This window comes from Mycobacterium sp. URHB0021 (genome assembly GCF_054057895.1).
The window spans coordinates 5,121,751-5,146,584 of the sequence record NZ_JBSRZT010000002.1; the positions used below are offsets into that span (position 1 = coordinate 5,121,751).

The window sequence follows — 24,834 nt, forward strand, 5'->3', positions numbered from 1 at the left end:
GTAGCGTTCCGTGTGGGCGGGTTCACAGACTGCTTTTTGGCCACGGCCGGAAGGGACGTCAGGTGCGGGTAGTAGTCATGGGCTGCGGCCGGGTAGGTGCATCGCTCTCGGACAGCCTGGCGCGGATCGGGCACGACGTGGCGGTCATCGACCGCGACGGCACCGCCTTCCACCGGCTGTCCCCCGAGTTCTCGGGTGAGCGCGTGCTCGGCATGGGTTTCGACCGCGACGTGCTGCTGCGGGCCGGGATCGAGGAGGCCGGCGCTTTCGCCGCCGTGTCCTCCGGCGACAACTCCAACATCATCTCGGCGCGGGTGGCCCGCGAGACGTTCGGCGTCGAACGCGTCGTCGCCCGCATCTACGACGCGAAGCGCGCGGCGGTCTATGAGCGCCTCGGTATCCCGACGGTGGCTACGGTGCCGTGGACGACCGACCGACTGCTCAACGTGCTCACCCGCGAGACCGAGACCACCAAGTGGCGCGACCCGACCGGCAATGTGGGCGTGACCGAGTTGGCACTGCACGAGGGTTGGGTCGGCCGGCGCATCACCGATCTCGAGACCGCAACGGGAGCCAGGGTGGCGTTCATGATCCGTTTCGGCCAGGGTCTGCTGCCCGACCCCAAGTCGGTGGTCCAGGCGGGTGATCAGGTGTACATGGCGGCCATCGCCGGGCACATCGCCGAGGCCCTGGCCATCGCGGCGTTGCCGCCGAGTGAGGACAGCGAGAGCGCATGAAAGTCGCGATTGCCGGGGCGGGTGCGGTCGGCCGGTCCATCGCCAGGGAGCTCGTCGAAACCCATGACGTCACGCTGCTGGAGCGCAACCCCGACCACATCGACGTCGACGCGATTCCGGCGGCCCACTGGCGTCTCGGTGACGCGTGCGAGCTGAGCTTGCTCGAATCGGTGCGACTCCACGAGTTCGACGTGGTGATCGCGGCGACCGGCGACGACAAGGTCAACGTGGTGGTCAGTCTGCTCGCCAAAACCGAGTTCGGCGTGCAGCGGGTGGTCGCGCGCGTCAACGATCCTCGCAACGAGTGGCTCTTCGACGAGAACTGGGGTGTCGACGTCGCGGTGTCCACCCCCCGCATGCTCGCCTCACTCGTCGAGGAGGCCGTCGCCGTCGGCGACCTGGTGCGGCTGATGGAATTCCGCAAGGGCCACGCCAACCTGGTGGAGATCACCCTGCCCGACGACACGCCGTGGGGCGGGAAGCCGGTCAAGCGGCTCGAACTGCCCCGCGACGCAGCGCTGGTCACGATTCTGCGGGGGCCGCGGGTGATCGTGCCCGAGCGTGACGAGCCGCTCGAGGGCGGCGACGAGCTGCTGTTCGTCACCGTCACCGAGGTCGAGGACGAGCTGCGCGAGCTGTTGTTGCACCCCCAGTCGCGCTGAGGCTCCTCACCCGTCGGTGTAGGCCGGTGGCGGCGTGGCCCGGTCGCGGCAGCGCGCCGCGTCCTCGGGGGTGACGCGATGGAAGTCGTACTGCGCGTTGCGGATACCCACCGCCGACACGATCCCGGCCACAGCGAACAGGCAGGTGATCACCAGGGCCCCACGCCGGAAACCCGCGAAATCCACGACGCCACCGCAGATCACACCCATGAACGCGACCGCGATCAGGCCGGCTATCCGCGAGACCGCGTTGTTGACCGCCGACCCGATGCCGCTCTGAGCGGGGTCGACGGCGGCCAGGATCGCCGCCGTCAGCGGCGACACCGTGATCGACATACCGAAGCCGAACACCACCAGCCCGGGCAGCATCTGCGTCCAGAAGTCGAACGGCTCCCTGGCCGTCATCATCAGCAGATAGCCGATGGCGGCGACCAGCGGTCCGACCGCCATGAACAGGCGTGGCCCGTGCACTCCGGCCAGCATGCCGAACCGGCGGGCCAGGAGGAACGACAGCACCGGAAGCGGCAGCGTCGCCAGACCGGCCTGCGTCGCCGACAGGCCCGCGGTCTCCTGCATGAACAGTGCGACGATGAGAATGCCGAGCGACACGGCCGCGTACAGGAACACCGTCGCCAGATTGCCGACCGCGAAGTTGCGCGTCGCGAAGATGTTCAGCGGCAACATCGGCTGCGGCGTGCGGCGCTCCCAGAATGGAAACGCGAGCAGACTGGCCAGGCCGGCCGCGAGGGCGAAGAGCACCACCGGATCGGAGAATCCGAGCCGCTGCCCCTCGATGAGCGCATAGACGGTTCCGGTCAGTCCGACAGCGTTGAGCGCGGCCCCGACGTAATCGATGCGACTGCCGGTCCGGCTCTCCATGCGGTCGGCCGACAGCCTGGTGGTCAGAAACAACGTCACCACCAGCGGAACGAGGTTCACCCCGAAGATCCACCGCCAGCTCAGCGCGTCGACGAGCACGCCGCCCAGCAGCGGGCCGATCACGAACGCCGTGCCCGTCCACGCGGTCCAGGTGCCAATGGCGCGTGCCTGCGCGGCGCCGGAGAACCGGGAGTTGATCAGCGCCAGGGAACTCGGCACCAGGAACGCGGCCCCCACCCCCTGCAGACACCGCGCCGCGACAAGCACCCAGCCGGTCGGCGCCAATGCGCACAGCAGCGAGGAGACCGCGAACACGACTGTCCCCATCCGCAGCACCGCGAGCCTGCCGAACTGATCGGAGATGGCACCGGCGACCAGGATCAGCGCACCGAGGGTCAGCAGATAGCCGTCGATGACCCACTGCTGCAACACGAGTCCGCTCGAACCCCCGGATGCGAGGTCGCGGCCGATCGCCGGCAGCGCCAGGTTGACCACCGAGCCGTCCAGAAATGCCACGAACGAGGCCAGCACCGCGACCGCGACGAGCGGGCGGTCGGTGCCGCTCTCAGCGGGCATCCGGTTGGCTGATGCCTCGCTGTTCGGGTTCGGGGTCGCCGACCGGCTGATCCGGCTGCATGTCGTCACCGGACCCGGTGTGCGCATGCACGGCACGCTGGGCCGCCCTGATGGCCAGATAGGTGACGAGGGCGGCCACCGCCGTCAGCGGCCAGCCCATCGCGATCCGGGCGACACCGAGCCAACCGGTCTTGTCGGCGTCGTACAGATGGTGTTGGACGACGAACCGGGCCGTGAAGACCAGCACCCAGACCACGGTCGCGACGTCGAAGGCCACCACCGCGCGGCGCACCTTCCGCCACCCCCGGTCGTGGGAGTTGACCCACCCCCAGAGGTAGCCGACGACGGGCCGGCGAATCAGCACCGACAGCGCGAACACGACCGCCCAGAACAACGACATCCAGATGCCGAGCAGGAAGTAGCCCTTGGACTCCCCCACGATGTAGGCGATGAGCGCGCTGATTCCGACCCCGATGAAGCCGGAGATCGCCGGCTGCGTCGACTCGTGACGGACCAGCCGCCACGCCAGGATGACGGCCGCGACGCCCAGCGCCGCTCCGATCGCCGCCTTCAGACCGAAGGCGGTGGAGACGGGCACGAAGACCACTACGGGCAACGAGGAGTAGATCAGGCCACTGATGCCGCCCATCTGCTCGAGGACTGCGTTGGCCTTGTGTTGCTTCCCCGGTTCAGGTCCGGGGTCGGTCACTTTTGAATCTCGTAATGGGGGTTGTAGATCGCCTTGACGCCGCTCTCCAGCTGTCCGACGCGGCCGTGCACCTTGAGGGTTCGGCCCGATTCGATTCCCGGGATGCGGCGCTGGCCGAGCCAGATCAGCATCACTGTGTCGGTTCCGTCGAACAACTCCGCCTTCACACCACCGGAGCAGCCCTTGCCGTTGCATTCGACGCTTCGCAGAGTGCCGACCATCGTCACTTCTTGACCCCGTCGACAGTCGATCGCCTTCTGGGCGCCGGTGTTGGCGGCTTCGTCATTGAGCTCTTCGACATCGAGTTGCTCCGGGTCCTCCGTCAGCCGGCGAGTGAGCCGGCGCAGATACCCTTCAGCCGTAGCCATAGGTCCCACCTGACCTTCTGGGAATCCACCGTGGATCCCTTCCAACCAACGCCACGGTAGACCTGTTGGTTCCGATATGCCACGTGGGGCCGGGGTCGCCACGCCGAGCAGTCCACTCACCCGGCACGATCGTGAGATGGCTCTCAATCTGCATGGTGTGACGACGGTTCTGCTGGCGGGTACCGGATCCGACGACGACTACGTCTACCGGGCATTTTCTGCCGCACTGCACGATGCGGGGGCGGTCGTCGTCACCCCGGCACCGCAGCCTGACCGCCTCGTCGAGGGCTACCGCGACGCGCTGGACAACGCCGCGCGGACGCGGCCGATCGCCGTCGGCGGAGTGTCCATCGGCGCCGCGGTGGCCACCGCGTGGGCACTTGCCCGGCCCGGTCGCGCCGTGGCGGTACTCGCCGCGTTGCCCGCCTGGACAGGTTCGCCGGAGTCCGCACCCGCCGCGCTGGCCGCCCGCCACACCGCGGATGCGCTGCGCCGTGACGGGCTCGCCTCGGCGACGGCTCGGATGCAGGCCTCCAGCCCCCCGTGGCTGGCCGCCGAACTCACGCGGTCGTGGGTGGGGCAATGGCCGTCGCTGCCCGACGCGATGGACGAAGCCGCCCGCTATGTCGCACCGACGTGCGGAGAGTTGGAGGCGCTCGCCGTGCCCATGGGAGTCGCCGCCGCGACCGACGACCCGGTGCACCCCGTCGGGGTCGCGCTGGAGTGGGTGTCGGCGGCGCCGCGGGCGGCCCTACGCACCGTCACCCTCGATGCGATGGGCGCTGATCCCGCGGTGCTCGGCGCGGCGTGCGTGGCCGCGCTGTCCGACGCGGACTGAGGTACCCACCCAGCTCTACCCAGCTGGGTCATTGACCCACCCAGCTCTACCCAGCTGGGTCATTGACCCACCCAGCTCTACCCACCCGTGATGGTGCGGAGCTGCTGCATCGCCGACCCCTGCGTGCGGCGGGCGGCGGGCTCCGCCGGCGGCGGCTCCTGCCCGGCGGCCTGCGCCGCCTGTGCCGCGGCCTGCTCGGCGGCGGCTTGCAGCTGCGCGGCCATCGGCTCCGGCAACTGGACGGGTAGCGGCGTGCGAACCGCCAGAGGCTGGTCGCCACGACGAACAACTGTGTCGGCCAATGCGTTTCGGGCCTCATCCGCCAGTCCGTCGATGTTCTCCTGGGGACCGTTCACCACACAGCGGATCATCCACCGGTAGCCGTCGACGCCGATGAACCGGACGACGCCCCCACCCTCGGCCGCCACCCCGACGACCTCACGACCCCACGGCCCGTCCTCGATGCTGACCTTTGCCACGTCCTTGCGCAGCGAGTCGGCCAGTTCGGTGGCGACCTCTCGCCACAGCCCGGTCGACTTCGGCGCGGCGTAGGCAGCGATGGTGAAGCGGCCGTGGGGCGTGACCACCCACACCGCACTGGGCACACCGGTCTCGGTGAGCTCCACCTGAACCTGGCCCGCTTCCGGCATCGGGATCAGCACCGAGCCGAGATCGAGCCGGGCGAGCGTCGCCGCTGCCGGATCGTCGAAGTCCTCGATGTCGAAAGGGCCGTCCAGCTCGACGTCGGCGGTGTCGTCGCCGTCGTCAGCGTCGTCGCTGCTGTGTCTTCCTCTTGTCATCACAAACTCGCATGTCCGCCGGAGGAACCGTGGCCGCCGTCACCACGGGATGTATCGGCCAGTCCAGCCTCGTCGAATGACGTCACCTCGACCAGCTCGGGCAGCTCGACCCGCTGCAGCAGCAGCTGCGCGATGCGATCTCCGCGATGCACGGTGATCGGCGTCTCGGGGTCGAGGTTTATCAGCGCCACCTTGATCTCGCCGCGGTAGCCGGCGTCGATGGTCCCCGGACTGTTGACGATCGAAAGCCCAACGCGGGCAGCCAATCCCGAGCGCGGATGCACAAGCCCGACCATTCCATACGGAATGGCCACCGCGATGCCTGTCGGCACCAGCTGCCGGTGCCCGGGCGCCAGCTCGACGTCGAGTGCACTGCACAAGTCGATGCCCGCGTCGCCGTCATGGGCACGGCTGGGCATCGGCAGATCACGATCCAGGCGCACGACCGCCAGAGAGGTGGACACGACGTCAGAGATTACTCTTGACCGAGTGACCGACACGCGCGCCACGTCGCAATCCGTGCGCTACCGCGAACGGTTGTCCGTGCCGTGGTGGTGGTGGCCGCCGGGATTCGGACTGGCCGCCTTGATCGCGCTGGAAGTGAACCAGGGCGTATCTGCGCTGCCCATCTGGCTGCCGTACGCGGTTCTGCTGCCCGTCGCGGCGGTGGTGCTGCTCTGGTTCGGCCGAACCGAGGTGCGCGTGGTCGTCGGCGCCGCTGAAACCGAGTTGTGGGCCGGTGCCGCTCACCTGCCGAACAGCGTCGTTTCCCGGGCGGCGGAGGTACCGCGGTCGGCGAAGTCGGCAGCGCTGGGCCGGCAGCTTGACCCGGCCGCCTTCGTGGTGCACCGGGCCTGGGTCGGTCCGATGGTGCTTCTGGTGCTCGACGACCCTGACGACCCCACCCCGTATTGGTTGGTGAGCTGTCGGCACCCTGAGCGTGTCCTGAAGGCACTCCGCGCTTGAGCTAGGCCGCGCAATCGGTGCAGATCATCACGCCGTTCTTCTCGCTCGCAAGCCGGCTGCGGTGGTGAACGAGGAAGCAACTCGAGCAGGTGAACTCGTCGGCCTGTTTCGGAATCACCCGAACCGAGAGCTCTTCTCCGGACAGATCGGCGCCGGGCAGTTCGAACGATTCGGCGGACTCGGACTCATCGACATCTACTACCGCCGACTGCGCTTCGTTACGCCGCGCCTTCAGTTCCTCGAGCGAATCCTCGGAGACGTCATCGGTCTCCGTGCGCCTCGGGGCGTCGTAATCGGTAGCCATCCTGGTATCCCCTCCGTAAACGTCGTGCAGCAGAGCTTTGTACCAGCGTCGAACGCATCTTCCAAACGATTCGTGCCCGTATTGACACGCGTTCCACTGTGATTTACGTCACATCGCTGTTCGCGCCGCTCGAAGGGCCGTCCCAAGTTGGCCTTAGAGTGCACTGGTGGTCGCGCAAATCACAGACGGAACCGCGTTCGACAAACACGGCCGCCCCTTCCGTCGCCGTAACTTCCTGCCGGGAATCCTGCTGTTCGTGGCGCTGGCGGTGGTGTCGGTGCTGGTGTGGGTCATCGCGCTGTCCCGCCCGCCCGACGTGCGCGAGGCGGCCGTCTGCAACGCACCGCCGCCGGCAGCCGATCCGAACGCCCCGGCGCCGCTGGGTGAAGAAGTGTCGCGCAGCTCGATGACCGACGTCACGCCGGCCAAGCTCGCCGACACCAAGATCCGCGTGCTGAATGCGAGCGGGCAGGGCGGTCAGGCCGGCGAAGTGGCCGGCGAACTGCGTGACCTGGGATTCACCGAACCCGCCGCCGCCAACGACGCGGTGTATGCCAACACCCGCCTGCAATGCCAGGGCCAGATCCGGTTCGGGCCGGCGGGCCGGGCGAACGCAGCCGCGGTCTGGCTCGTCGCCCCGTGCACCGAGCTGTTCCAGGACCAGCGGACCGATGACACCGTGGATCTGGCCATCGGCACCGAGTTCACCGAACTGAGCCACAGCGACGACATCGACGCTGTGCTGGCGAGCCTTCGACCCGACGCCACGCAGGCGGCCGACCCCACGCTGCTGTCGAAGATCCACACCGGCACCTGCTAGCCGATCAGCGTTGCACCCGAGCGCATCAGCTTTGGAATGCTCCTGCACCGCGCAACGCCTCCGTCAGCTCGCGGGCGATGCCCCTGGCGGCCGCGATGACCAGCCCCGCTCCGGCATCGGCACTGGGCAGCCGCAGCGTCGCGCCCGCCTCCGCCGCCACCAGCGCGGCCGCCGCCCAGTCCCAGACGTGCACACCGTTCTCGTAGTAGCCGTCGAGCTGACCAGTGGCCACCATGCACAGATCGAGCGCGGCGGAGCCCATCCGGCGAATGTCGCGCACCATCGGCAGCAACTTCGCCAACGTTTCCCCCTGCCGGGATCGCGCCTCCGGCATATAGGAGAATCCGGTGCCCACCAACGACATTGACAGTTGATCGGCAGCACTGCAGGCCAGCGGCGCCGTCACGCCGACTCGGTGGACCCGCGCGCCATGGCCGACAGCCGCCGAGTACAGCGCATCGCCGCCGACATCGGCCACGGCACCGGCCACTGATGTGCCGTCACGCTGCACAGCGACCGACACGGCGTACGTCTCGATCCCGTAGACGAAGTTGACGGTGCCATCGATGGGGTCGAGCACCCACGTCAGGCGCCCGTCGGATCCCGTCGCCTGGCCGCCCTCCTCCTCACCGAGGATGTGTTCACCGGGGCGCAACTCGGCGAGTCTGCTGCGCAACAACCGCTCGGTTTCGGTGTCGACGACGGTGACCGGGTCGGTCGGCGTGCTCTTGGTGCGCACCGATCGGTCGTCGTGCGATGTCGCAAAGCTCCCGAAAACCTCAACCCGGCGCTGTCTGACGAAATGAGCGGCTTCGGTCGCCAACTGCTCGGCGACCGTGCGCAACAGCACAGGATCGGTGTCGTTTTCGGTCACCACACCATCGCAGCACAAATCTGGGTAACCGGTTGTCCGACAGCCACCCGGGCGGCATCTCGAGCCACTAATGTGTCAGTCGCATCTCGCCCGGCCGGTACAGAGGAGTATTCATGACCGCCACCGATTCACCCGCCGCAGATCCCGCCACGAACGGCGGCTCGCAGCGCCGCGGGTTCGGCATCGACGTCGGCGGCAGCGGCGTCAAGGGCGGCATCGTCGACCTTGACACCGGTCAGCTGATCGGCGAACGGTTCAAGCTGCCCACGCCGCAGCCGGCCACCCCCGAAGCCGTCGCCGAGACCATCGCTGCGGTCGTCCGCGAGTTCAAGTGGACCGACAGACTCGGCGTCACCTACCCCGGCGTGGTCACCGACGGAATCGTCCAGACGGCCGCCAACGTGGACAAGGGCTGGATCGGCGTGAATGCGCAGCAGGTCATCGCGTCCGCTCTCGACGGCCAGGAAGTGATCGTCCTCAACGACGCCGACGCCGCGGGTCTGGCCGAGGAAAAATTCGGCGCGGGTAAGGACAACTCAGGGGTCATCGTGCTGCTGACCTTCGGTACCGGCATCGGCTCGGCCGTGATCCACAACGGCGTACTGCTGCCCAACACCGAATTCGGCCACCTCGAGGTCGCAGGCAAGGAGGCCGAGCACCGGGCCGCGTCCTCGATCAAGGAGAACAAGGGCTGGAGCTACGAGCGCTGGACCAAGGAAGTGACGAAAGTGCTGGTAGCCATCGAGAACGCGATCTGGCCGGACCTGTTCATCGCCGGCGGCGGAATCAGCCGCAAGGCCGACAAATGGATTCCGCTGCTGACCAACCGCACGCCGGTGGTGGCCGCGGCGCTGCAAAACACCGCGGGAATCGTCGGCGCGGCCATGGCCGCGGCGCTCGATGTGACTGCTACTGCGAAGTAGCCACGCCCAAAGCGGTTCGAATTTGCCGCTCGGGACGGTGTTATCCCACACTGTCGTTACAATGGTCGACGGCGGCCGCCTACGGAGATAGCGGCGAGTATCCGAGTCGATAACGACGCCACATTCGACATAGCCGACGCTTTTCGGTGGTGCACGCCCATGCCCACCGGATTACGCAAGACCGAAAGGGTGTACGTGGCAGCGACAAAGGCAAGCCCGGCAACTGATGAGCCGGTGAAGCGCACCGCTACCAAGGCGCCCGCCAAGAAGGCCGCGAACGGATCGGCGCCCGCCAAGCGGGCAGCCAAATCCACTCCGCGGGCGGCGAAGGCGGAGCCCGGCACCACGGTGAAGGGGCGCACGCCGGCCAAGACCACCAAGGCCGCACCCGCCAAGGCGGGGGGCCCCGGCACCCGCGGCAGAGCGAAGAAGGCCACCTCGGCCGAGGGCGGAGCCACCGCCGATGAACTCACCGAGGGTGGGCTGGAGACCACCGACGAACTCGAAGCCGAACCCGGTGACGAACTCGAGGTCGACGTGGCCGACATCGAGCTCGAGGACATCGAGGTCGACGAGGACGAATCGACCGACTCCGCCGACGACAGCGCCGAGGGCGACGCAGAACCCGCGGCCGCGGCCGTTCCGGTGGCCGAGGACGACGACATCGCGGAGCCCACCGAGAAGGACAAGGCCTCGGGCGACTTCGTGTGGGACGAGGAGGAGTCCGAAGCGCTGCGTCAGGCGCGTAAGGACGCGGAGCTGACCGCCTCCGCCGACTCGGTGCGGGCGTACCTCAAGCAGATCGGCAAGGTCGCACTGCTCAACGCCGAGGAGGAAGTCGAGCTCGCGAAGCGCATCGAGGCCGGCCTCTACGCCACCCAGTTGATGGTGGAGTACGTGGAGAAGGGTGAGAAACTGCCCGCCGCCCAGCGCCGCGACATGTCCTGGATCTGCCGCGACGGCGACCGCGCGAAAAACCATCTGCTGGAAGCAAACCTGCGGCTGGTGGTGTCGCTGGCCAAGCGCTACACCGGCCGCGGCATGGCGTTCCTCGACCTGATCCAGGAGGGCAACCTCGGCCTGATCCGCGCCGTCGAGAAGTTCGACTACACCAAGGGCTACAAGTTCTCCACCTACGCAACCTGGTGGATCAGGCAGGCCATCACCCGCGCGATGGCCGACCAGGCCCGCACCATCCGCATCCCGGTGCACATGGTCGAGGTGATCAACAAGCTCGGCCGGATCCAGCGTGAGCTGCTGCAGGACCTGGGCCGCGAGCCCACGCCCGAAGAGCTTGCCAAGGAAATGGACATCACGCCGGAGAAGGTGCTGGAGATCCAGCAGTACGCGCGTGAGCCGATCTCGCTCGACCAGACGATCGGCGATGAGGGCGACAGCCAGCTCGGCGACTTCATCGAGGACAGTGAGGCCGTGGTGGCCGTGGACGCGGTGTCGTTCACGCTGCTGCAGGACCAGCTGCAGTCGGTGCTCGAAACGCTGTCCGAGCGCGAGGCCGGCGTGGTGCGGCTGCGGTTCGGACTCACCGACGGTCAGCCCCGCACACTCGACGAGATCGGCCAGGTGTACGGCGTCACCCGCGAACGCATCCGGCAGATCGAGTCCAAGACCATGTCCAAGTTGCGCCATCCCAGCCGTTCCCAGGTCCTGCGCGACTACCTCGACTGAGGACATGCCCGAAAAACAGAAGAAGGACCCGCCGGTTCGGTTGGTCCGGGCGATCGACCGCGTCCGCGCAGTCCTGCAGCAGATCCATCGCTCGACGGTGCCGCCGGGTCTCGCAGTCTTGGAGCTGGCCACCGGCGCGTGGACTACCCAAATCATCTGGGTGGCGGCCAAACCCGGCGTCGCCGACCAGCTCTCGAGCGGTCCCCGGCGCCCAGCCGACATCGCCGAACGTGTCGGCGCGCATCCCGACGCGCTGTACCGACTGATGCGTGCGTTGGCGAGCAAGGGCCTGCTGAAAGAACGACGCGACGGCAAATTCGCCTTGACCAAAATCGGCGAGGCGCTGCGCTCGGACGCCGTTGGCTCGATGCGGGACATGGTGCTGTTCATCGGCCACCGCACCCGATGGGAGGAATGGGGCAACCTGATTCACTCAGTGCAGACCGGTGAGCCGTCGGTGGACAAGCTGCGTGGTATGCCGTTCTTCGCTTACCTCGACACCAATCCGGAACTGGCCGAGGTCTTCAACAACGCGATGACCGCCACGAGCGGCATCACGAACGAAATCGCGCTGGGCCATTACGATTTCACCGGTTTCACGCTCATCGCCGATGTGGGTGGCGGTCACGGCGCCCTGCTGTCCACGATCCTGCGCCGCGCTCCCCAGGCCCGCGGACTGCTCTACGACCTGCCCTCGGTGGTCGAGGGCGCCGACGCGACGCTGAAGGCCGCCGGGGTGGCGGACCGATGCGCTCGGGAAGGTGGCTCGTTCCTCGAACGGGTTCCCGACGGCGCCGACGCCTACGTGATGAAGAACATCATTCACGACTGGGACGACGACTCCGCGTTGGCGATTCTGCGGAACATTCGTACCGCGATCGCGCCGCACGGCAAGCTGCTGCTGCTGCTGGAGATGGTCCTGCCCGAAGAGGCGAACTCGTCCCTCGGATTTCAGCTCGACATCGAGATGCTTATCACCGTCGGCGGCAGGGAGCGCACCCGCGCCGAGTACGCGAACCTGTTCGCCCGGGCCGGCTTCCGGCTGACCCGCGTCGTCGACACGGTCACGCCGGTGTCGATCATCGAGGCCGTCCCGGCCTGAGCCGCATCGCCATCTCGGCCTCGGCGATCGAGACTTTGCTGTGGATCACCTGACTCCGGCCATGGCGGCCACCGGGCCGCCCTAGGTTCAGGGCTATGAGCCGGACCTCTCGACGGATGCTCCGCGCCGCGGCGTGCGGCGTGGCCATCGGCCTCGCACCCGCGGTCGCAACGCCGGTTCTGCCGACCATCCACCCCGCCGCCGTCGGCCAGGACGGATGTTCGGACAGCGAGACGACCGACAGCTACTCCATGCAGTGCGTACCCAATATGGTGCCCGACTTCGGCGACCAACTCACCGAGGACGAAGTGGCCGAACCCGGCTTCAATGCCGGCGCACCCCACTCGGGTGGCGGGGGCGGTGGTGGCGGCCACCGCTGACGATCGCCGTCGCGTCAGCGCTTGCGCTCACGGACCTTGTAGCTCGACGGCCATGCCTCCCGGGTCTCGTCGCCCACCAGCGGAATGCCCTTGCTGCCGATCCTGATGTCGTAGGCCTCCTGACCCGCGCCGACCTCACGGTTGGCATGCTCGGTGGCGAGGTAGATCAGCTGGTCGATCTCCGCTTCGGCGAACGCGACGAACGTGGTCTTGCGGACGATGTCCCCGGGCGGGGGTGCCATCCGCTCGGGCAGCACCCGCGAGGCCAGCGCCGCGCAGCCCAGCAGGGCGAACGGGATGACCCAGTAGCAGACAAAGGACAGCGGGGTCTTGGTGTCCAGAATCGTGGCATCGCCCTGCACTATCGGTGGGATCGCCGATGAGACCGTCATGCCGGCGAATGCGGCCACCCAGATCCACGTCAGCAGCTTGGTGATCCTGGCGAACACGTCGCTCTCGACGACTTCCTTGGGCTGGTCCACTTCGGCGAACTCACGGACGAATGGCCTGCCGACGAGGACGCCGACGAGCGCGACGACAAAGATTCCCGCATTGCTCAGCGGCTGCATCCACCGCTCCATGACGGCCTCGCTCAGGGTGAACGTGAGGACCGTCAACAGCAAAAACGTTCCGATAGCACCGATTTCGAGTGTGCGCCCCGGCGACCCTTTGACCCGTCCGATCGCGAACGACACGACGGCGATCGCGAGGGCCACCAACACAGCGGTGGCGAATGGGACGTTGCCGACCAGAATCCAATAGACGATCCACGGCGCGAAGCCAACAAGAATGCCCACGACGGGTCAGTTTAAGTTGTCAGTCAATGCACAGTTTGTAAACCGGCCCCGACACGGGTTGGGGCCGCAGGCGGGACCGGGCGAGGAACTAGCTTGGACTGATGACCGAGCGTCGCATCGTCTCCTCGGGTTCGGACTTCGAGTCCGCCGTCGGATACTCACGCGCGGTCCGCCTCGGGCGGCACATCATGGTCGCCGGCACGACCGCGTCGGGTCCGGACAGCGCGACCCAGACGCGGGAAGCCCTACGGCGCATCGAGGTCGCCCTGCGCGAAGTCGGTGCCGCCATGTCCGACGTGGTGCGCACCCGCATCTTCGTCACCGACATCTCGCGGTGGCGCGAGGTCGGAGCCGTGCACGCCGAGGTGTTCGGCGACATCCGCCCGGCCGCCACGATGGTCGAGGTGTCGGCGCTCATCTCGCCGGAGTTGGTGGTGGAGATCGAGGCCGACGCGCTCGTCGCCGACGACTAGTGCGGCAGGGGCGCGAACCGGCCGTCGGAACCGGGCCGGTACGACGTGACACTTATCACAGCATCCGCAGGTAGAGGCCCGTATATATGCGGGAACACCATCGCATCGGGATCCGTCGCGACGCCGGGTTCCCATCTTATTTCAGAGGACAGACGTGCGGGATCGATTCGGAGCAGCACCAGGTCGTGGCGGCCGGCGTATAGCCGGTTCGCCGGCAGATGCACCTGCTCAGGCGTCGAGAGATGGACGAATCCGTTTGCGCGCAGCGAGTCGGGACGGAGCTCGCCCCGCTTCTGACCCAGCAGCCAGTCATCGGCGCTGCAGAGGTGGACCAGGACGCTCGGCGACGGTTTCATACCGCCAGCGTGCCTCGCCCGCAAATTGACGGAAGGGTGAGACACGACACACCGGTAAACCCCCGGGGAACAAGCCCGGAACCGAAAACGTCTGACAGAGTAGACCTACGCACGGCACTACGGAGGTGGCCATGAACGCAACGCTCACCAGTCCCGAACTCACCAGGGCTGACCGCTGCGACCGCTGCGGGGCCGCCGCGCGTGTACGGGCAAAGCTTCCTTCCGGTGCGGAGTTACTGTTCTGCCAGCACCACGCCAACGAGCATGAAAGCAAATTGGTCGAGTTGGCTGCCGTGATCGAAGTTAGCCCGCTGGAGGCCTGAGCCGCTCGACGGCGCGCTCGACAAACCTCGAAGGTGGGCAGGACTGCCTGTCGTCAGTAATGCTGGACTGGTCATGATTGACCAGCGCCCACCGGTGAAGCCATCCCGTCACCACATTTCGCATCTCGCGCGACGCACGCTGTCGAGAAGCTGGGACGATTCGATCTTCTCGGAGTCGGCGCAGGCCGCGTTCTGGTGTGCGCTGTCATTGCCCCCGCTGCTGTTGGGGATGTTGGGCAGTCTGGCCTATGTCGCGCCGCTGTTCGGCCCGGACACCCTGCCGACGATCCAGGAGCAGCTGATCAGCGCGGCCGGGCACTTTTTCTCCCAGAACGTGACCAACGAGATCATCGCTCCCACCGTCCAGGACATCGTCAAAGGTGCTCGCGGCGAGGTGGTGTCGTTGGGCTTCGTGATCTCGTTGTGGGCCGGCTCCTCGGCCATCTCGGCGTTCGTCGACTCGATCGTGGAGGCGCACGACCAGACGCCGCTCCGGCACCCGGTGCGGCAACGGTTCTACGCGCTCGGCCTCTACGTCATCATGCTGGTGGGCGCGATCGCGATGGCGCCACTCGTGGCCCTCGGCCCGCGCAAGGTGGCCGAGTACATCCCGGACAGCTGGGACAACGTGCTGCAGTTCGGCTACTACCCCGTGCTGTTCCTCGGCCTGGCCGTTTCGATGAACATCCTGTACCGGGTGTCGCTGCCCAGGCCGTTGCCATCGCATCGGCTGATCTACGGTTCGGTGCTGGCGGCCGTGGTCTTCCTGGTAGCCACATACGGGCTGCGGCTCTACCTGACCTGGATCACCCGCACCGGCTACACCTACGGCGCGCTGGCGACCCCGATCGCGTTTCTGTTGTTCGCGTTCTTCCTGGGATTCGCGATCATGATCGGCGCCGAGTTGAACGCCGCCATCGAAGAGGAGTGGCCTGCCCCGGACACGCACGCGAAGCGATTCCGCTGGTGGCTGGAGGGGAAAGCCGAATCACTCAACGGAAACGGCGTCGCCGCTGCCGCACCCGACAAGCCCACGACCACGGCCAAGATCGACGGCGCTACTTCTTGAGTTGCTCGTAGATCTTCTTGCAGTCCGGGCACACCGGCGATCCGGGCTTGGCGGCCCGCGTCACCGGAAACACCTCGCCGCAGAGCGCGACGACGTGGGTGCCCATGACGGCACTCTCGGCGATCTTGTCCTTCTTGACGTAGTGGAAGTACTTCGGGGTGTCGCTGTCGGTCCCGTCGTCGACGCGTTCGTCGGTGTCGGTGCGCTCGATCGTCTGGGTCTGCATGCGTCCATTTTGCCTGGCAATACTTCGGTAAGAAACCGGCCCGCCTCAGCTGGGCCTCGATGTGCGAGAGTGGAGGTATGAAACAAGGCCCCGAGCTGAGTTTCGACGATGACGGCCGGCCCGTCCTGATCACCCGCGCGGCCCCCGCATACGAGGAACAGCATCGCCGGCGGGTGCGCAAGTACCTGACCATCATGTCGTTCCGCATCCCGGCACTCGTCCTCGCCGCGGTGGCTTACGGAATCTGGCACAACGGTCTGATCTCCTTGGCAATCCTGGTGGCGTCGATCCCGCTGCCGTGGATCGCTGTGCTGATCGCGAACGACCGCCCTCCGCGCCGCGCAGAAGAACCGCGCCGCTACGAGGTGCCCCGGCACATTCCCCTGTTTCCCACTGCCGAGCGGCCGTCTCTGGAGCGCCGTGCTCAGTCATGGCCGCAACCGGAGACGCGGGAATCGTCCGATGATGAGCCCACCTGAGGGACTTCTGGCTGATTTCTCAGCAGATTCTAAGGTCGCCATCCAATAACCGCAGATCAGAACGTGTGAAGCGGCTTACTGGTGGGAACTCTTAGCGGCGCATGGGCGTTGTAGCTCATGACAGATCGAGATGATCAGGAGGCCGTCATGGCAAATGCCACCACCACCCGCATCGAGGGCGACCTGGACGCCCAGAGTCCAGCCGCCGATCTTGTGCGCGTGTATCTCAACGGCATTGGCAAAACGGCCTTACTCAATGCCGCCGATGAGGTGGAACTCGCCAAGCGCATCGAATCCGGGCTTTATGCGCAGTTCTTACTCGATACACGGAAGCGGTTGGGAGACAGTCGCAAACGTGATCTCGCCGCGGTCGTCCGCGACGGGGAGGCTGCCCGGCGCCATCTGCTCGAGGCCAATCTGCGATTGGTGGTGTCTCTGGCGAAGCGTTATACCGGCCGCGGGATGCCGTTGCTGGACTTGATCCAGGAGGGCAACCTGGGCCTGATCCGGGCGATGGAGAAATTCGACTACACCAAGGGATTCAAGTTCTCCACGTACGCCACCTGGTGGATCCGTCAGGCGATCACCCGCGGCATGGCCGACCAGAGCCGCACCATCCGGCTGCCGGTCCACCTGGTGGAGCAGGTCAACAAGCTGGCGCGGATCAAGCGTGAGATGCACCAGAACCTGGGCCGCGAGGCGACCGACGAAGAGCTCGCGGCCGAATCGGGCATCCCGGTGGAGAAGATCACCGACCTGCTCGAGCACAGTCGCGATCCGGTGAGCCTTGACATGCCGGTCGGCAGCGACGAGGAAGCGCCGTTGGGCGACTTCATCGAGGACGCCGAGGCGATGTCGGCCGAGAACGCCGTCATCTCCGAGTTGCTCCACACCGACATCCGGCACGTGCTCGCGACGCTGGACGAGCGCGAGCAGCAGGTGATCCGGTTGCGCTTCGGCCTCGACGACGGCCAGCCCCGCACCCTCGACCAGATCGGCAAGCTCTTCGGGCTATCCCGCGAGCGGGTCCGTCAGATCGAGCGCGAGGTGATGGCCAAGTTGCGCAACGGCGAACGCGCCGACCGGCTGCGCTCCTACGCCAGCTAGTTTGCGGTCCGAAATGCCCGCCGGTCACCGGCGGGCATTTCTGCTTTGCGGTTGCTGTGTCGGATGACGATGGATCCCAGTTGCAGCAGCTAGACCGGTAGACTCTGGCGTGACGGAGGGTTGCGTTATGAACGATCTTGTCGATACCACCGAGATGTACCTGCGGACGATCTACGACCTCGAGGAGGAGGGCGTGGTGCCGTTGCGCGCCCGCATCGCCGAACGTCTCGAGCAGAGTGGCCCCACCGTCAGCCAGACCGTGTCACGGATGGAACGTGACGGCCTGCTGCACGTCGCAGGCGACCGGCACCTGGAACTGACCGACAAGGGCCGCGCGCTGGCCATCTCGGTGATGCGAAAGCACCGGCTCGCGGAGCGGCTGCTCGTCGACGTGATCGGACTCCCATGGGAGGAAGTGCATGCCGAGGCGTGTCGCTGGGAACACGTGATGAGCGAGGACGTCGAACGCCGTCTGGTCCAGGTGCTCAACAACCCGACCACCTCGCCGTTCGGCAACCCCATTCCGGGGCTCTCCGAACTCGGTGTCGACGATCTGGTCAGCGACCAGCTGAGCCTGGTGCGCCTGACCGAGCTTCCGGCAGGCATGCCGGTCGCGGTCGTCGTGCGGCAGCTGACCGAACACGTCCAGGGCGACGCGGACCTCATCGCGCGGCTCAAGGACGCCGGGGTCGTGCCCAACGCGCGGGTGACCGTACAGACCAACGACAGGGGCGGCGTCATGATCATGATTCCCGGCCACGAGCAGGTCGAGCTGCCCCACGAAATGGCCCACACAGTCAAGGTCGAGAAGGTCTGAGCTACCCCGCTCGCCTGCCGAACAACCGCCTGGGCGGGAGCCGCACCCCGAGCCGGTCGGCCTGCCGGTAGCCGGTGACAGCGAGTTCGCGGATCTTTTCCGGACGCATCCCGGACTGCAGCGCGCTGTCGAGCATGCCCGCCATCCGGTGGGCAGGATCGCAGCGCAGCGCCGCTTCCAGCGCCACACCGGCCAACGGTCCGTCGCCGCGCGCGTAGGCCGAGAACGCCAACAGAACCAGGGCTTCTACCCGCCACGGCTCGGGCAGCGTGCGGGCGAGCGTCGCCCACAACGCCTCGGCCGCATCCGCGGTCTGCCCCACCGCCAGCGCGTAGAGCGTGTCCCGCACCCGGGTGTCGGTCAGTGAGCGCGCCAGGCGGGCCAGCTCGGTGTCGGTCAGTGCCTCGCCGCGGGACACCCGTGTGGCCGCGGCGATGGCGCCGTGTATGTCTCGGCGTGCGGCCGCCTCGGAACGGTCGTCGCCGCTTCGTCCGCGCTGTGTGCCACGACGGATGGTTGTGGCCAGCGCTGCGCTGCGGGCGGAGTCGGCCAGGTCGATGACCTCTTGCAGTTCCGCCCGCCGGGCATACAGCCGGCGCCCCTCCAGCACCGCCGCCATGGCCAGCGGTGACGCCGACGGGTCATCGACCATGCCCGAGCTCCCGCAGCCGTCCGCACAATGCCAACGGCCACCCTCGGCCACCCGGTCGACCACGTGAGCGGCGAGCAACTCGATGCCATATCCCGCCAGCGCGGTCGTCAGCGCCCCCGCCAGTTGGCGGTAATCGTCGTTGCACATCCGGCAGGCCGCACCGTCGTCATCGACGATCACCGCGATCGCCGCGTCCGGGCTTGCCGCCGCCGCCACGTCGGCGATCTGTCCGACCGAGTCCGCCAGGGCGTCCGAAAGGTCCACCCGCATGACGCACTCCATTTCGCCACGGTCCACAGTGACCAGGACGAGGGATTTTTCGGGCACGAAACCGAGCACGGCGGGCAGCGCCGCGATCAGCACGCCGGGCCGGTTCAGATGGAAGTCGGGTGTTTGCGATGTCGTCATGGGAGAAACGTCGCAGCACCCGCCGTCGAAATCGCATCGCAGACGGGCCGCGCCGATATGGCCTGGGGATGAACTCGCGACTGGGGATGAACCCGCGGACGAACTCAGGGCCCACTTACGCGATGCACCTTCAGCACCGCGGCGGTGAACAACGCGTCCAGCACCTGGGTGTCCGGCGCGGTATCGGGCGCGGTGCCGGGCTCACCCTCGCGCAGCCAGGTGGCGCTGACCCGAACGTCGTCGACCTGCGCGGCCAACGTGAGTGACCGCCGCACCGAGCCGGACACCTCGGACGTGACCCTCTGCTCGGCGGCATAGGCGTCGTCCGCGTCGATCGGCGGGGCAGGCAGCACGCTCACCGTCACCGTCGAGCTGTCTCCGTCCTGGAGGGTCGTGAAGGCCGGGCAGGCCGTCAACTGATCGGCCCTGGCCCGCAGCGGCGAGCTGGGCCGGGTCACGGCGACGATGAGGGTGGTGGCGGTCTGGGTGTCGGTGCCCTGTGCCGCCGCGGTGTTCTCCACGGCCACCGGCGACGGAGCGCACTCCGGCGGGGTCACCACGGACCCGGCGGCCACCCCGTCGACGTCCTGCAGCGCGCGGTAGACCGCCGTCCTGTCGAGCACCGCCGCCGCGTATTGGGAAGGGAACCGCGCGGGCTCGACCAGTAGGTCTGGCACCGCAATCGCGGCGGCGACGCCGCCCGGCACCATCGGGCCAGCGGCACCGACGACCGCACGGGTGCAGCCGGCCGACCAAGCCGTCGTCAACACCAGCATGCAGCCGACCCCTACTTGCGACCCGCGCAAGCACCTCGACAATGTGCCGACCATTGCCCTCATAGTCTCATCTGCCGGTTGAGGGTTCGGTCAGGCGCGCGCGACCGCCCGGCCGTCTGCAGGGACAAGTTGAATCTATTCACGAATTATTGATGTCAGTCGGCGTGCAGGATCGCCACAACCGGCGTACATCTTGTCCCCATGGCTTCCACGCTCGAATACGACCTCGTCGTCATCGGTTCAGGTCCGGGAGGCCAGAAAGCCGCCATCGCAGCGGCGAAGATCGGGAAAACCGTCGCGGTCGTCGAACGCGGTCGGATGCTCGGCGGGGTGTGCGTGAACACCGGCACCATCCCGTCCAAGACGCTGCGCGAGGCGGTGGTCTACCTCACCGGCATGAGCCAGCGCGAACTGTACGGCGCCAGCTACCGCGTGAAGGAGAAGATCACCCCGGCCGACCTGTTGGCCCGCACCACGCACGTCATCGGCAAGGAACAGGACGTCGTCCGGTCGCAGCTGATGCGCAACCGGATCGATCTCATCGAGGGCCACGGCCGCTTCGTCGATGCGCGCACGATTCTGGTCGAGGAGCCCAACCGCAGCGAGCGCACCACGATCAGCGGCGAGTACGTGGTGATCGCCACAGGCACCAAGCCGGCCCGGCCACCGGGTGTCGAGTTCGATGAAAACCGCGTGCTGGACTCTGACGGCATCCTCGACCTCAAGTCTTTGCCCACGTCGATGGTCGTGGTGGGTGCCGGCGTCATCGGTATCGAATACGCCTCGATGTTCGCCGCGCTGGGTACCAAGGTCACCGTGGTGGAGAAGCGGGACTCCATGCTGGATTTCTGTGATCCGGAGATCATCGAGGCCCTCAAGTTCCACCTGCGCGATCTGGCGGTGACGTTCCGCTTCGGTGAGGAGGTGACGGCCGTGGACGTCGGGGCGGCGGGCACGGTCACGACACTGGCCAGCGGCAAGCAGATCCCCGCCGAAACGGTGATGTACTCGGCCGGCCGGCAGGGTCAGACCGACCACCTCGATCTGGCAAACGCCGGGCTGGAGACCGACAACCGTGGACGGATCTTCGTCGACGACCAGTTCCAGACCAAGGTCGACCACATCTACGCCGTCGGCGACGTGATCGGCTTCCCGGCCCTGGCCGCGACGTCGATGGATCAGGGCCGGCTGGCCGCCTACCACGCATTCGGCGAGCCGTGTCAGGGCATGACCGAGTTGCAGCCGATCGGCATCTACTCGATCCCGGAGGTGTCCTATGTGGGCGCGACCGAGGTGGATCTGACGAAAGACTCGATCCCCTACGAGGTCGGTGTCTCCCGGTACCGCGAACTGGCGCGCGGACAGATCGCCGGCGACTCCTACGGCATGCTCAAGCTGCTGGTCTCCACCGAAGACCTGAAGATCCTCGGGGTCCACATCTTCGGCACCGCGGCCACCGAGCTGGTGCACATCGGCCAGGCCGTGATGGGCTGCGGCGGCACCATCGAGTACCTCGTCGACGCGGTCATCAACTACCCGACGTTCTCGGAGGCGTACAAGGTCGCAGCGCTGGACGTGATGAACAAACTGCGCGCGCTGAACCAGTTCAGGGCCTGACCGCCACCGTCATCGGCAGCCGTCCGCGAAAGCCACCGGCGCGCTGTCGGCGGGTCCGCCGGCCTCGGCACGTTTCTGCAGCGCCGTGATCGCATCGTCGAAAGGCGGCGAGTACGAATCGCTTTGGTCTTGGCAACCGCCCCCGTCGAGGCCGCCGATCAAGCCGCTGACCGTTGAGCCCTCGATCCACGGTGCACCACTGACTCCGTCGACGAGCGCCGCGCACGGCAGCGCGGGAAACCCCTGCCTCGGGCGCCCGGTCGGGACCCGGCAGCCGATCGGTCCGCCGCCGACCCCCATCGCATACCCCGTGACGCTGACGACGCTGCCCGGCGCGGGAGCGGCCACCAGTTTCAGACCGCCGCCGGCCCGCGCCTCCACGGTTCCGCCCGCGGCGCGGCTGACCCGCGCGATCGCGAAGTCGGCCATCGGGTCCTGGCTTCGCACCCAGCGCGGGTCCAGATAGACCGCGTCGACGTGCCAGTAGTCCTCGGGGGCGGCGTCGTTGTTGAATCCCGGAACGAACGTGGCGTCGGTGCCGTCGGACAGGCAATGGGCCGCGGTGAGAATCAGGTCTCCGTTTGCGGAGTCCAGCACGCCGGCGCTGCACGCGTGCAGCGAATCGCCGCCGATGAACACCGCCCCCACCCTCGGATCGGCAGGCACCGATCGTGCCGTCGGCGGCGCCTCCGGCTCCGCGGCCGCGGCGGTGCTGGGGTCGCGGATGGCGACCGCCGGGTGGGCGCACGAAGCCGTCAACAGGGCGAAGAGTCCCATCATCAGGACTGCCCGGCGGCGTGCGCAGCTGTGCATTAAACGATCTTGCCCGAACAGCGGATATGGTGCGCTTGAGGTTTGCCGGCTGCCCGCTGTCGGCAAACCGTCGAGGCCCGGGTTCGGGCATTCTCCGCGCCGGCCACCCGAGGTGGAATGCGACATCGGCGGAGTCTTGTTCAGACAGATGGGTGGGGCTGCAATGGCGTCCACCGCGAAATGCGCGACACTAGGTGTCACGGTCCGACGAGTCCACGGTCGCACCCGTGGCGAGGAGGCGAAGCAAATGGCTGACCAGCCAGATATCCCAGAGCAGCAGTACCAGCCTGACCAGACCGGGATGTACGAGTTGGAGTTCCCGGCTCCGCAGCTGTCGTCGGCCGACGGCCGCGGGCCGGTGCTGATCCACGCCCTGGAAGGCTTTTCCGACGCCGGGCACGCCATCAAGCTGGCCGCCGAGCACCTGAAGAACTCCCTGGACACCGAACTGGTGGCGTCCTTCGCGATCGACGAACTGCTCGACTACCGGTCCAGGCGTCCGCTGATGACGTTCAAGACCGACCATTTCACCCACTACGAGGAGCCCGAACTCAATCTTTACGCGCTGCATGACAGTGTCGGCACGCCGTTTCTGCTGCTCGCAGGCCTGGAGCCGGATCTGCGGTGGGAGCGGTTCATCACGGCGGTGCGCCTACTGGCCGAGCGACTGGCCGTCCGGCGGGTCATCGGTCTGGGAACCATTCCGATGGCCGTGCCACACACCCGGCCGATCACCATGACTGCGCACGCCAACGACAAGGAGCTGATCAGCGAACACACGCCGTGGGTGGGTGAGGTCCAGGTGCCCGGCAGCGTGTCGAACCTCATCGAGTTCCGGATGGCTCAGCACGGCCACGAGGTGGTCGGATACACCGTCCACGTGCCGCACTACCTGGCTCAAACCGACTATCCCGCCGCCGCCGAGGCACTGCTGGCCGAGGTCGCCAGAAGCGGTTCGCTGCAAATCCCGCTGGCCGCCTTGTCGGAGGCCGGCGCCGAGGTGCACCAGAAGATCAACGAGCAGGTCGAGGCAAGCCCCGAAGTCGCTCAAGTGGTGACGGCGCTCGAGCATCAGTACGATGCGTTCGTTGCCGCTCAGGAGAACCGGTCCTTGCTGGCGCATGACGAAGAGCTACCCAGCGGGGATGAACTCGGTGCCGAGTTCGAGCGGTTCCTCGCACAACAGGCCGGCGACAAGTTCAAAGAAGATCCTGACAACTAACCGCAGCCTCACCGGCCCGATAACGAAGTTGGCAGAATGACCCGGCCCAATGTCTAAGCGCAAGCCGAACCTGCGCACCGTGCGCGAACTCACGCCATCGCTGCAGTTTCGCACCATCCACGGGTACCAGCGGGCCTTCCGGGTGGCCGGTTCGGGCCCGGCGATCCTGCTGATCCACGGCATCGGTGACAACTCCACCACGTGGAGCACCGTGCAATCCAAGCTGGCGCAGCGGTTTACCGTGATCGCGCCCGATCTGCTGGGTCACGGCAAATCCGACAAGCCGCGCGCCGACTATTCGGTGGCGGCGTATGCGAACGGCATGCGGGACCTGCTGTCCGTACTGGACATCGACAAGGTGACGGTGGTCGGCCATTCGCTGGGCGGCGGCGTCGCAATGCAATTCGCGTACCAGTTCCCGCAATTGGTGGACCGGCTGATTCTGGTGGGCGCCGGCGGTGTGACCAAGGATGTCAACGTCGCCCTGCGCATCGCGTCGCTGCCGATGGGGAGCGAGGCGCTTGCCTTCCTGCGTCTGCCGCTTGTGCTTCCCGCACTTCAGGTGCTGGGTCGCATCGGCGGAGCGGTATTCGGGTCAACGGGGCTCGGCCGCGACCTGCCCGATGTGCTGCGCATCCTGGCCGACCTTCCGGAACCGACGGCATCGTCGGCATTCGCGCGCACACTGCGCGCCGTCGTCGACTGGCGCGGTCAGGTGGTCACCATGCTGGATCGATGTTATTTGACGCAATCCGTTCCTGTTCAGCTCATTTGGGGCTCCCATGATTCGGTCATCCCGGTCAGCCATGCCCGGATGGCACACGCCGCGATGCCCGGCTCGCAGCTGGAGATCTTCGACGGCTCCGGGCATTTCCCCTTCCATGATGATCCCGACCGCTTCGTCGAGGTCGTCGAGCAGTTCATCGATTCCACCGAACCCGCCCTCTACGACCAGGAATACCTGCGCGGCCTGCTCCGCGACGGCATCAGCGAGGGTGCCATATCGGGGCCCGTCGGCACCCGCGTCGCGGTGCTCGACGCGATGGGCGCCGACGAGCGCAGCGCCACCTAGTCG

At 67.1% G+C, this 24,834-nt stretch carries 31 protein-coding genes; 18 read left to right on the forward strand and 13 right to left on the reverse strand.

Annotated features, from left to right (window positions below):
- Positions 1–62: 62 nt before the first annotated feature.
- Together ACVWWN_RS27560 and ACVWWN_RS27565 are read left to right on the forward strand one after the other, a co-directional pair.
- Positions 63–737: a potassium channel family protein gene (locus ACVWWN_RS27560; RefSeq protein WP_457146686.1), complete on the forward strand. Its 675-nt coding sequence runs from the start codon at positions 63–65 to the stop codon at positions 735–737.
- On the forward strand, positions 734–1,399 hold the full coding sequence (locus ACVWWN_RS27565; RefSeq protein ID WP_457146687.1) for a potassium channel family protein: 666 nt from the start codon (positions 734–736) through the stop codon (positions 1,397–1,399). The genes ACVWWN_RS27560 and ACVWWN_RS27565 overlap by 4 nt, the downstream gene beginning before the upstream one ends.
- A 6-nt stretch (positions 1,400–1,405) precedes the next feature.
- On the opposite strand, the gene ACVWWN_RS27570 is transcribed toward ACVWWN_RS27565, so the two are convergent.
- The 3 genes from ACVWWN_RS27570 to ACVWWN_RS27580 are packed head-to-tail and all read right to left on the reverse strand — an operon-like array spanning position 1,406 to position 3,931.
- On the reverse strand, positions 1,406–2,854 hold the full coding sequence (locus ACVWWN_RS27570) for an MFS transporter (RefSeq protein ID WP_457146688.1): 1,449 nt from the start codon (positions 2,852–2,854) through the stop codon (positions 1,406–1,408).
- On the reverse strand, positions 2,844–3,563 hold the full coding sequence (locus ACVWWN_RS27575; protein ID WP_457146689.1) for a DUF3159 domain-containing protein: 720 nt from the start codon (positions 3,561–3,563) through the stop codon (positions 2,844–2,846). Before ACVWWN_RS27575 ends, ACVWWN_RS27570 begins: the two co-directional genes overlap by 11 nt.
- Complete coding sequence (locus tag ACVWWN_RS27580; RefSeq protein ID WP_457146690.1) at positions 3,560–3,931, reverse strand: OB-fold nucleic acid binding domain-containing protein; 372 nt, start codon at positions 3,929–3,931, stop codon at positions 3,560–3,562. Before ACVWWN_RS27580 ends, ACVWWN_RS27575 begins: the two co-directional genes overlap by 4 nt.
- Before the next feature lie 136 nt (positions 3,932–4,067).
- Here ACVWWN_RS27580 and ACVWWN_RS27585 point away from each other — a divergent pair, with 136 nt between their 5' ends.
- Positions 4,068–4,769 carry an alpha/beta hydrolase gene (locus tag ACVWWN_RS27585; protein WP_457146691.1) on the forward strand — a complete coding sequence of 234 codons (702 nt, stop codon included), beginning with the start codon at positions 4,068–4,070 and terminating at the stop codon, positions 4,767–4,769.
- Positions 4,770–4,846: 77 nt separating this feature from the next.
- Here ACVWWN_RS27585 and ACVWWN_RS27590 read toward each other — a convergent pair whose 3' ends face one another.
- Both ACVWWN_RS27590 and dut read right to left on the reverse strand, forming a co-directional pair.
- On the reverse strand, positions 4,847–5,569 hold the full coding sequence (locus ACVWWN_RS27590; RefSeq protein ID WP_457146692.1) for a DUF3710 domain-containing protein: 723 nt from the start codon (positions 5,567–5,569) through the stop codon (positions 4,847–4,849).
- Positions 5,569–6,033: a dUTP diphosphatase gene (dut, locus tag ACVWWN_RS27595; RefSeq protein WP_457146693.1), complete on the reverse strand. Its 465-nt coding sequence runs from the start codon at positions 6,031–6,033 to the stop codon at positions 5,569–5,571. Before dut ends, ACVWWN_RS27590 begins: the two co-directional genes overlap by 1 nt.
- Before the next feature lie 25 nt (positions 6,034–6,058).
- Here dut and ACVWWN_RS27600 point away from each other — a divergent pair, with 25 nt between their 5' ends.
- A complete protein-coding gene (locus tag ACVWWN_RS27600; protein ID WP_457146694.1) occupies positions 6,059–6,535 on the forward strand; it encodes a DUF3093 domain-containing protein in 477 nt (158 codons plus the stop codon).
- 1 nt (position 6,536) lies between these two features.
- On the opposite strand, the gene ACVWWN_RS27605 is transcribed toward ACVWWN_RS27600, so the two are convergent.
- Positions 6,537–6,839: a DUF4193 domain-containing protein gene (locus ACVWWN_RS27605; protein WP_024445904.1), complete on the reverse strand. Its 303-nt coding sequence runs from the start codon at positions 6,837–6,839 to the stop codon at positions 6,537–6,539.
- A 166-nt stretch (positions 6,840–7,005) separates the two neighbouring features.
- Here ACVWWN_RS27605 and cei point away from each other — a divergent pair, with 166 nt between their 5' ends.
- Positions 7,006–7,659: an envelope integrity protein Cei gene (cei, locus tag ACVWWN_RS27610; RefSeq protein ID WP_457146695.1), complete on the forward strand. Its 654-nt coding sequence runs from the start codon at positions 7,006–7,008 to the stop codon at positions 7,657–7,659.
- Positions 7,660–7,684: 25 nt separating this feature from the next.
- Here the strand turns inward: cei and ACVWWN_RS27615 are convergent, their stop codons facing one another.
- Positions 7,685–8,533 carry an inositol monophosphatase family protein gene (locus tag ACVWWN_RS27615; protein WP_457146696.1) on the reverse strand — a complete coding sequence of 283 codons (849 nt, stop codon included), beginning with the start codon at positions 8,531–8,533 and terminating at the stop codon, positions 7,685–7,687.
- A 113-nt stretch (positions 8,534–8,646) separates the two neighbouring features.
- On the opposite strand from ACVWWN_RS27615, the gene ppgK reads away from it, so the two are divergent.
- The 4 genes from ppgK (at position 8,647) to ACVWWN_RS27635 (ending at position 12,624) form a co-directional block, all read left to right on the forward strand.
- A complete protein-coding gene (gene ppgK, locus ACVWWN_RS27620; protein WP_457146697.1) occupies positions 8,647–9,456 on the forward strand; it encodes a polyphosphate--glucose phosphotransferase in 810 nt (269 codons plus the stop codon).
- A 195-nt stretch (positions 9,457–9,651) separates the two neighbouring features.
- A complete protein-coding gene (locus ACVWWN_RS27625) occupies positions 9,652–11,142 on the forward strand; it encodes an RNA polymerase sigma factor (RefSeq protein ID WP_457149305.1) in 1,491 nt (496 codons plus the stop codon).
- 4 nt (positions 11,143–11,146) lie between these two features.
- Complete coding sequence (locus ACVWWN_RS27630; protein WP_457146698.1) at positions 11,147–12,244, forward strand: methyltransferase; 1,098 nt, start codon at positions 11,147–11,149, stop codon at positions 12,242–12,244.
- 95 nt (positions 12,245–12,339) lie between these two features.
- A complete protein-coding gene (locus ACVWWN_RS27635) occupies positions 12,340–12,624 on the forward strand; it encodes a hypothetical protein (RefSeq protein WP_457146699.1) in 285 nt (94 codons plus the stop codon).
- Positions 12,625–12,638: 14 nt separating this feature from the next.
- Here the strand turns inward: ACVWWN_RS27635 and ACVWWN_RS27640 are convergent, their stop codons facing one another.
- A complete protein-coding gene (locus ACVWWN_RS27640; protein WP_457146700.1) occupies positions 12,639–13,421 on the reverse strand; it encodes a hypothetical protein in 783 nt (260 codons plus the stop codon).
- 101 nt (positions 13,422–13,522) lie between these two features.
- Between ACVWWN_RS27640 and ACVWWN_RS27645 the strand changes: the two genes are divergently transcribed.
- A complete protein-coding gene (locus tag ACVWWN_RS27645) occupies positions 13,523–13,894 on the forward strand; it encodes a RidA family protein (RefSeq protein ID WP_457146701.1) in 372 nt (123 codons plus the stop codon).
- Here the strand turns inward: ACVWWN_RS27645 and ACVWWN_RS27650 are convergent.
- Positions 13,891–14,250, reverse strand: a complete 360-nt coding sequence (locus ACVWWN_RS27650; protein WP_457146702.1) for a DUF952 domain-containing protein — start codon at positions 14,248–14,250, stop codon at positions 13,891–13,893. The genes ACVWWN_RS27645 and ACVWWN_RS27650 overlap by 4 nt on opposite strands.
- Before the next feature lie 131 nt (positions 14,251–14,381).
- On the opposite strand from ACVWWN_RS27650, the gene ACVWWN_RS27655 reads away from it, so the two are divergent.
- Entirely contained in the window at positions 14,382–14,573 is a 192-nt protein-coding gene (locus ACVWWN_RS27655) for a DUF7455 domain-containing protein (RefSeq protein ID WP_457146703.1), read from the forward strand.
- Positions 14,574–14,646: 73 nt separating this feature from the next.
- The gene (locus tag ACVWWN_RS27660; RefSeq protein ID WP_457146704.1) at positions 14,647–15,642 is read left to right on the forward strand and encodes a YihY/virulence factor BrkB family protein; all 996 of its coding nucleotides are present in this window, start codon (positions 14,647–14,649) and stop codon (positions 15,640–15,642) included.
- Here the strand turns inward: ACVWWN_RS27660 and ACVWWN_RS27665 are convergent.
- The gene (locus ACVWWN_RS27665; RefSeq protein ID WP_457146705.1) at positions 15,632–15,868 is read right to left on the reverse strand and encodes a DUF3039 domain-containing protein; all 237 of its coding nucleotides are present in this window, start codon (positions 15,866–15,868) and stop codon (positions 15,632–15,634) included. The genes ACVWWN_RS27660 and ACVWWN_RS27665 overlap by 11 nt on opposite strands.
- A gap of 77 nt (positions 15,869–15,945) precedes the next feature.
- Between ACVWWN_RS27665 and ACVWWN_RS27670 the strand changes: the two genes are divergently transcribed.
- From ACVWWN_RS27670 to ACVWWN_RS27680, 3 genes are all read left to right on the forward strand, one after another.
- Positions 15,946–16,347 (forward strand): DUF3099 domain-containing protein, encoded by a 402-nt coding sequence (locus ACVWWN_RS27670; RefSeq protein WP_457146706.1) that lies wholly within the window; start codon positions 15,946–15,948, stop codon positions 16,345–16,347.
- Positions 16,348–16,464: 117 nt separating this feature from the next.
- The gene (locus tag ACVWWN_RS27675) at positions 16,465–17,454 is read left to right on the forward strand and encodes a sigma-70 family RNA polymerase sigma factor (protein ID WP_457146707.1); all 990 of its coding nucleotides are present in this window, start codon (positions 16,465–16,467) and stop codon (positions 17,452–17,454) included.
- A gap of 127 nt (positions 17,455–17,581) precedes the next feature.
- Positions 17,582–18,271: an iron dependent repressor, metal binding and dimerization domain protein gene (locus tag ACVWWN_RS27680; RefSeq protein ID WP_457146708.1), complete on the forward strand. Its 690-nt coding sequence runs from the start codon at positions 17,582–17,584 to the stop codon at positions 18,269–18,271.
- 1 nt (position 18,272) lies between these two features.
- On the opposite strand, the gene ACVWWN_RS27685 is transcribed toward ACVWWN_RS27680, so the two are convergent.
- Positions 18,273–19,331: a DUF4192 domain-containing protein gene (locus tag ACVWWN_RS27685; RefSeq protein ID WP_457146709.1), complete on the reverse strand. Its 1,059-nt coding sequence runs from the start codon at positions 19,329–19,331 to the stop codon at positions 18,273–18,275.
- A gap of 104 nt (positions 19,332–19,435) precedes the next feature.
- Positions 19,436–20,107: a hypothetical protein gene (locus ACVWWN_RS27690; RefSeq protein WP_457146710.1), complete on the reverse strand. Its 672-nt coding sequence runs from the start codon at positions 20,105–20,107 to the stop codon at positions 19,436–19,438.
- Between the two features lie 201 nt (positions 20,108–20,308).
- Here ACVWWN_RS27690 and sthA point away from each other — a divergent pair, with 201 nt between their 5' ends.
- Positions 20,309–21,724 (forward strand): Si-specific NAD(P)(+) transhydrogenase, encoded by a 1,416-nt coding sequence (gene sthA, locus ACVWWN_RS27695; protein ID WP_457146711.1) that lies wholly within the window; start codon positions 20,309–20,311, stop codon positions 21,722–21,724.
- A gap of 9 nt (positions 21,725–21,733) precedes the next feature.
- On the opposite strand, the gene ACVWWN_RS27700 is transcribed toward sthA, so the two are convergent.
- Positions 21,734–22,537 (reverse strand): trypsin-like serine peptidase, encoded by an 804-nt coding sequence (locus tag ACVWWN_RS27700; RefSeq protein ID WP_457146712.1) that lies wholly within the window; start codon positions 22,535–22,537, stop codon positions 21,734–21,736.
- Positions 22,538–22,784: 247 nt separating this feature from the next.
- Between ACVWWN_RS27700 and ACVWWN_RS27705 the strand changes: the two genes are divergently transcribed.
- Both ACVWWN_RS27705 and ACVWWN_RS27710 read left to right on the forward strand, forming a co-directional pair.
- A complete protein-coding gene (locus ACVWWN_RS27705) occupies positions 22,785–23,759 on the forward strand; it encodes a proteasome assembly chaperone family protein (RefSeq protein WP_457146713.1) in 975 nt (324 codons plus the stop codon).
- Between the two features lie 49 nt (positions 23,760–23,808).
- Positions 23,809–24,831 (forward strand): alpha/beta fold hydrolase, encoded by a 1,023-nt coding sequence (locus tag ACVWWN_RS27710; protein ID WP_457146714.1) that lies wholly within the window; start codon positions 23,809–23,811, stop codon positions 24,829–24,831.
- Positions 24,832–24,834 lie beyond the last annotated feature (3 nt).

Coding starts and splice junctions, on each gene's coding strand:
- ACVWWN_RS27665 (WP_457146705.1), bottom strand. CDS start 15,868: ATGCAGACCCAGACGATCGAGCGCACCGACACCGACGAACGCGTCGAC.
- ACVWWN_RS27675 (WP_457146707.1), top strand. CDS start 16,465: ATGACAGATCGAGATGATCAGGAGGCCGTCATGGCAAATGCCACCACC.
- ACVWWN_RS27590 (WP_457146692.1), bottom strand. CDS start 5,569: ATGACAAGAGGAAGACACAGCAGCGACGACGCTGACGACGGCGACGAC.
- sthA (WP_457146711.1), top strand. CDS start 20,309: ATGGCTTCCACGCTCGAATACGACCTCGTCGTCATCGGTTCAGGTCCG.
- ACVWWN_RS27630 (WP_457146698.1), top strand. CDS start 11,147: ATGCCCGAAAAACAGAAGAAGGACCCGCCGGTTCGGTTGGTCCGGGCG.
- ACVWWN_RS27670 (WP_457146706.1), top strand. CDS start 15,946: ATGAAACAAGGCCCCGAGCTGAGTTTCGACGATGACGGCCGGCCCGTC.
- ACVWWN_RS27635 (WP_457146699.1), top strand. CDS start 12,340: ATGAGCCGGACCTCTCGACGGATGCTCCGCGCCGCGGCGTGCGGCGTG.
- ACVWWN_RS27685 (WP_457146709.1), bottom strand. CDS start 19,331: ATGACGACATCGCAAACACCCGACTTCCATCTGAACCGGCCCGGCGTG.
- ACVWWN_RS27585 (WP_457146691.1), top strand. CDS start 4,068: ATGGCTCTCAATCTGCATGGTGTGACGACGGTTCTGCTGGCGGGTACC.
- ACVWWN_RS27710 (WP_457146714.1), top strand. CDS start 23,809: ATGTCTAAGCGCAAGCCGAACCTGCGCACCGTGCGCGAACTCACGCCA.
- ACVWWN_RS27680 (WP_457146708.1), top strand. CDS start 17,582: ATGAACGATCTTGTCGATACCACCGAGATGTACCTGCGGACGATCTAC.
- ACVWWN_RS27570 (WP_457146688.1), bottom strand. CDS start 2,854: ATGCCCGCTGAGAGCGGCACCGACCGCCCGCTCGTCGCGGTCGCGGTG.
- ACVWWN_RS27655 (WP_457146703.1), top strand. CDS start 14,382: ATGAACGCAACGCTCACCAGTCCCGAACTCACCAGGGCTGACCGCTGC.
- ACVWWN_RS27705 (WP_457146713.1), top strand. CDS start 22,785: ATGGCTGACCAGCCAGATATCCCAGAGCAGCAGTACCAGCCTGACCAG.
- ACVWWN_RS27660 (WP_457146704.1), top strand. CDS start 14,647: ATGATTGACCAGCGCCCACCGGTGAAGCCATCCCGTCACCACATTTCG.
- ACVWWN_RS27650 (WP_457146702.1), bottom strand. CDS start 14,250: ATGAAACCGTCGCCGAGCGTCCTGGTCCACCTCTGCAGCGCCGATGAC.
- ppgK (WP_457146697.1), top strand. CDS start 8,647: ATGACCGCCACCGATTCACCCGCCGCAGATCCCGCCACGAACGGCGGC.
- ACVWWN_RS27580 (WP_457146690.1), bottom strand. CDS start 3,931: ATGGCTACGGCTGAAGGGTATCTGCGCCGGCTCACTCGCCGGCTGACG.
- ACVWWN_RS27605 (WP_024445904.1), bottom strand. CDS start 6,839: ATGGCTACCGATTACGACGCCCCGAGGCGCACGGAGACCGATGACGTC.
- ACVWWN_RS27690 (WP_457146710.1), bottom strand. CDS start 20,107: ATGCTGGTGTTGACGACGGCTTGGTCGGCCGGCTGCACCCGTGCGGTC.
- ACVWWN_RS27565 (WP_457146687.1), top strand. CDS start 734: ATGAAAGTCGCGATTGCCGGGGCGGGTGCGGTCGGCCGGTCCATCGCC.
- ACVWWN_RS27700 (WP_457146712.1), bottom strand. CDS start 22,537: ATGCACAGCTGCGCACGCCGCCGGGCAGTCCTGATGATGGGACTCTTC.
- ACVWWN_RS27645 (WP_457146701.1), top strand. CDS start 13,523: ATGACCGAGCGTCGCATCGTCTCCTCGGGTTCGGACTTCGAGTCCGCC.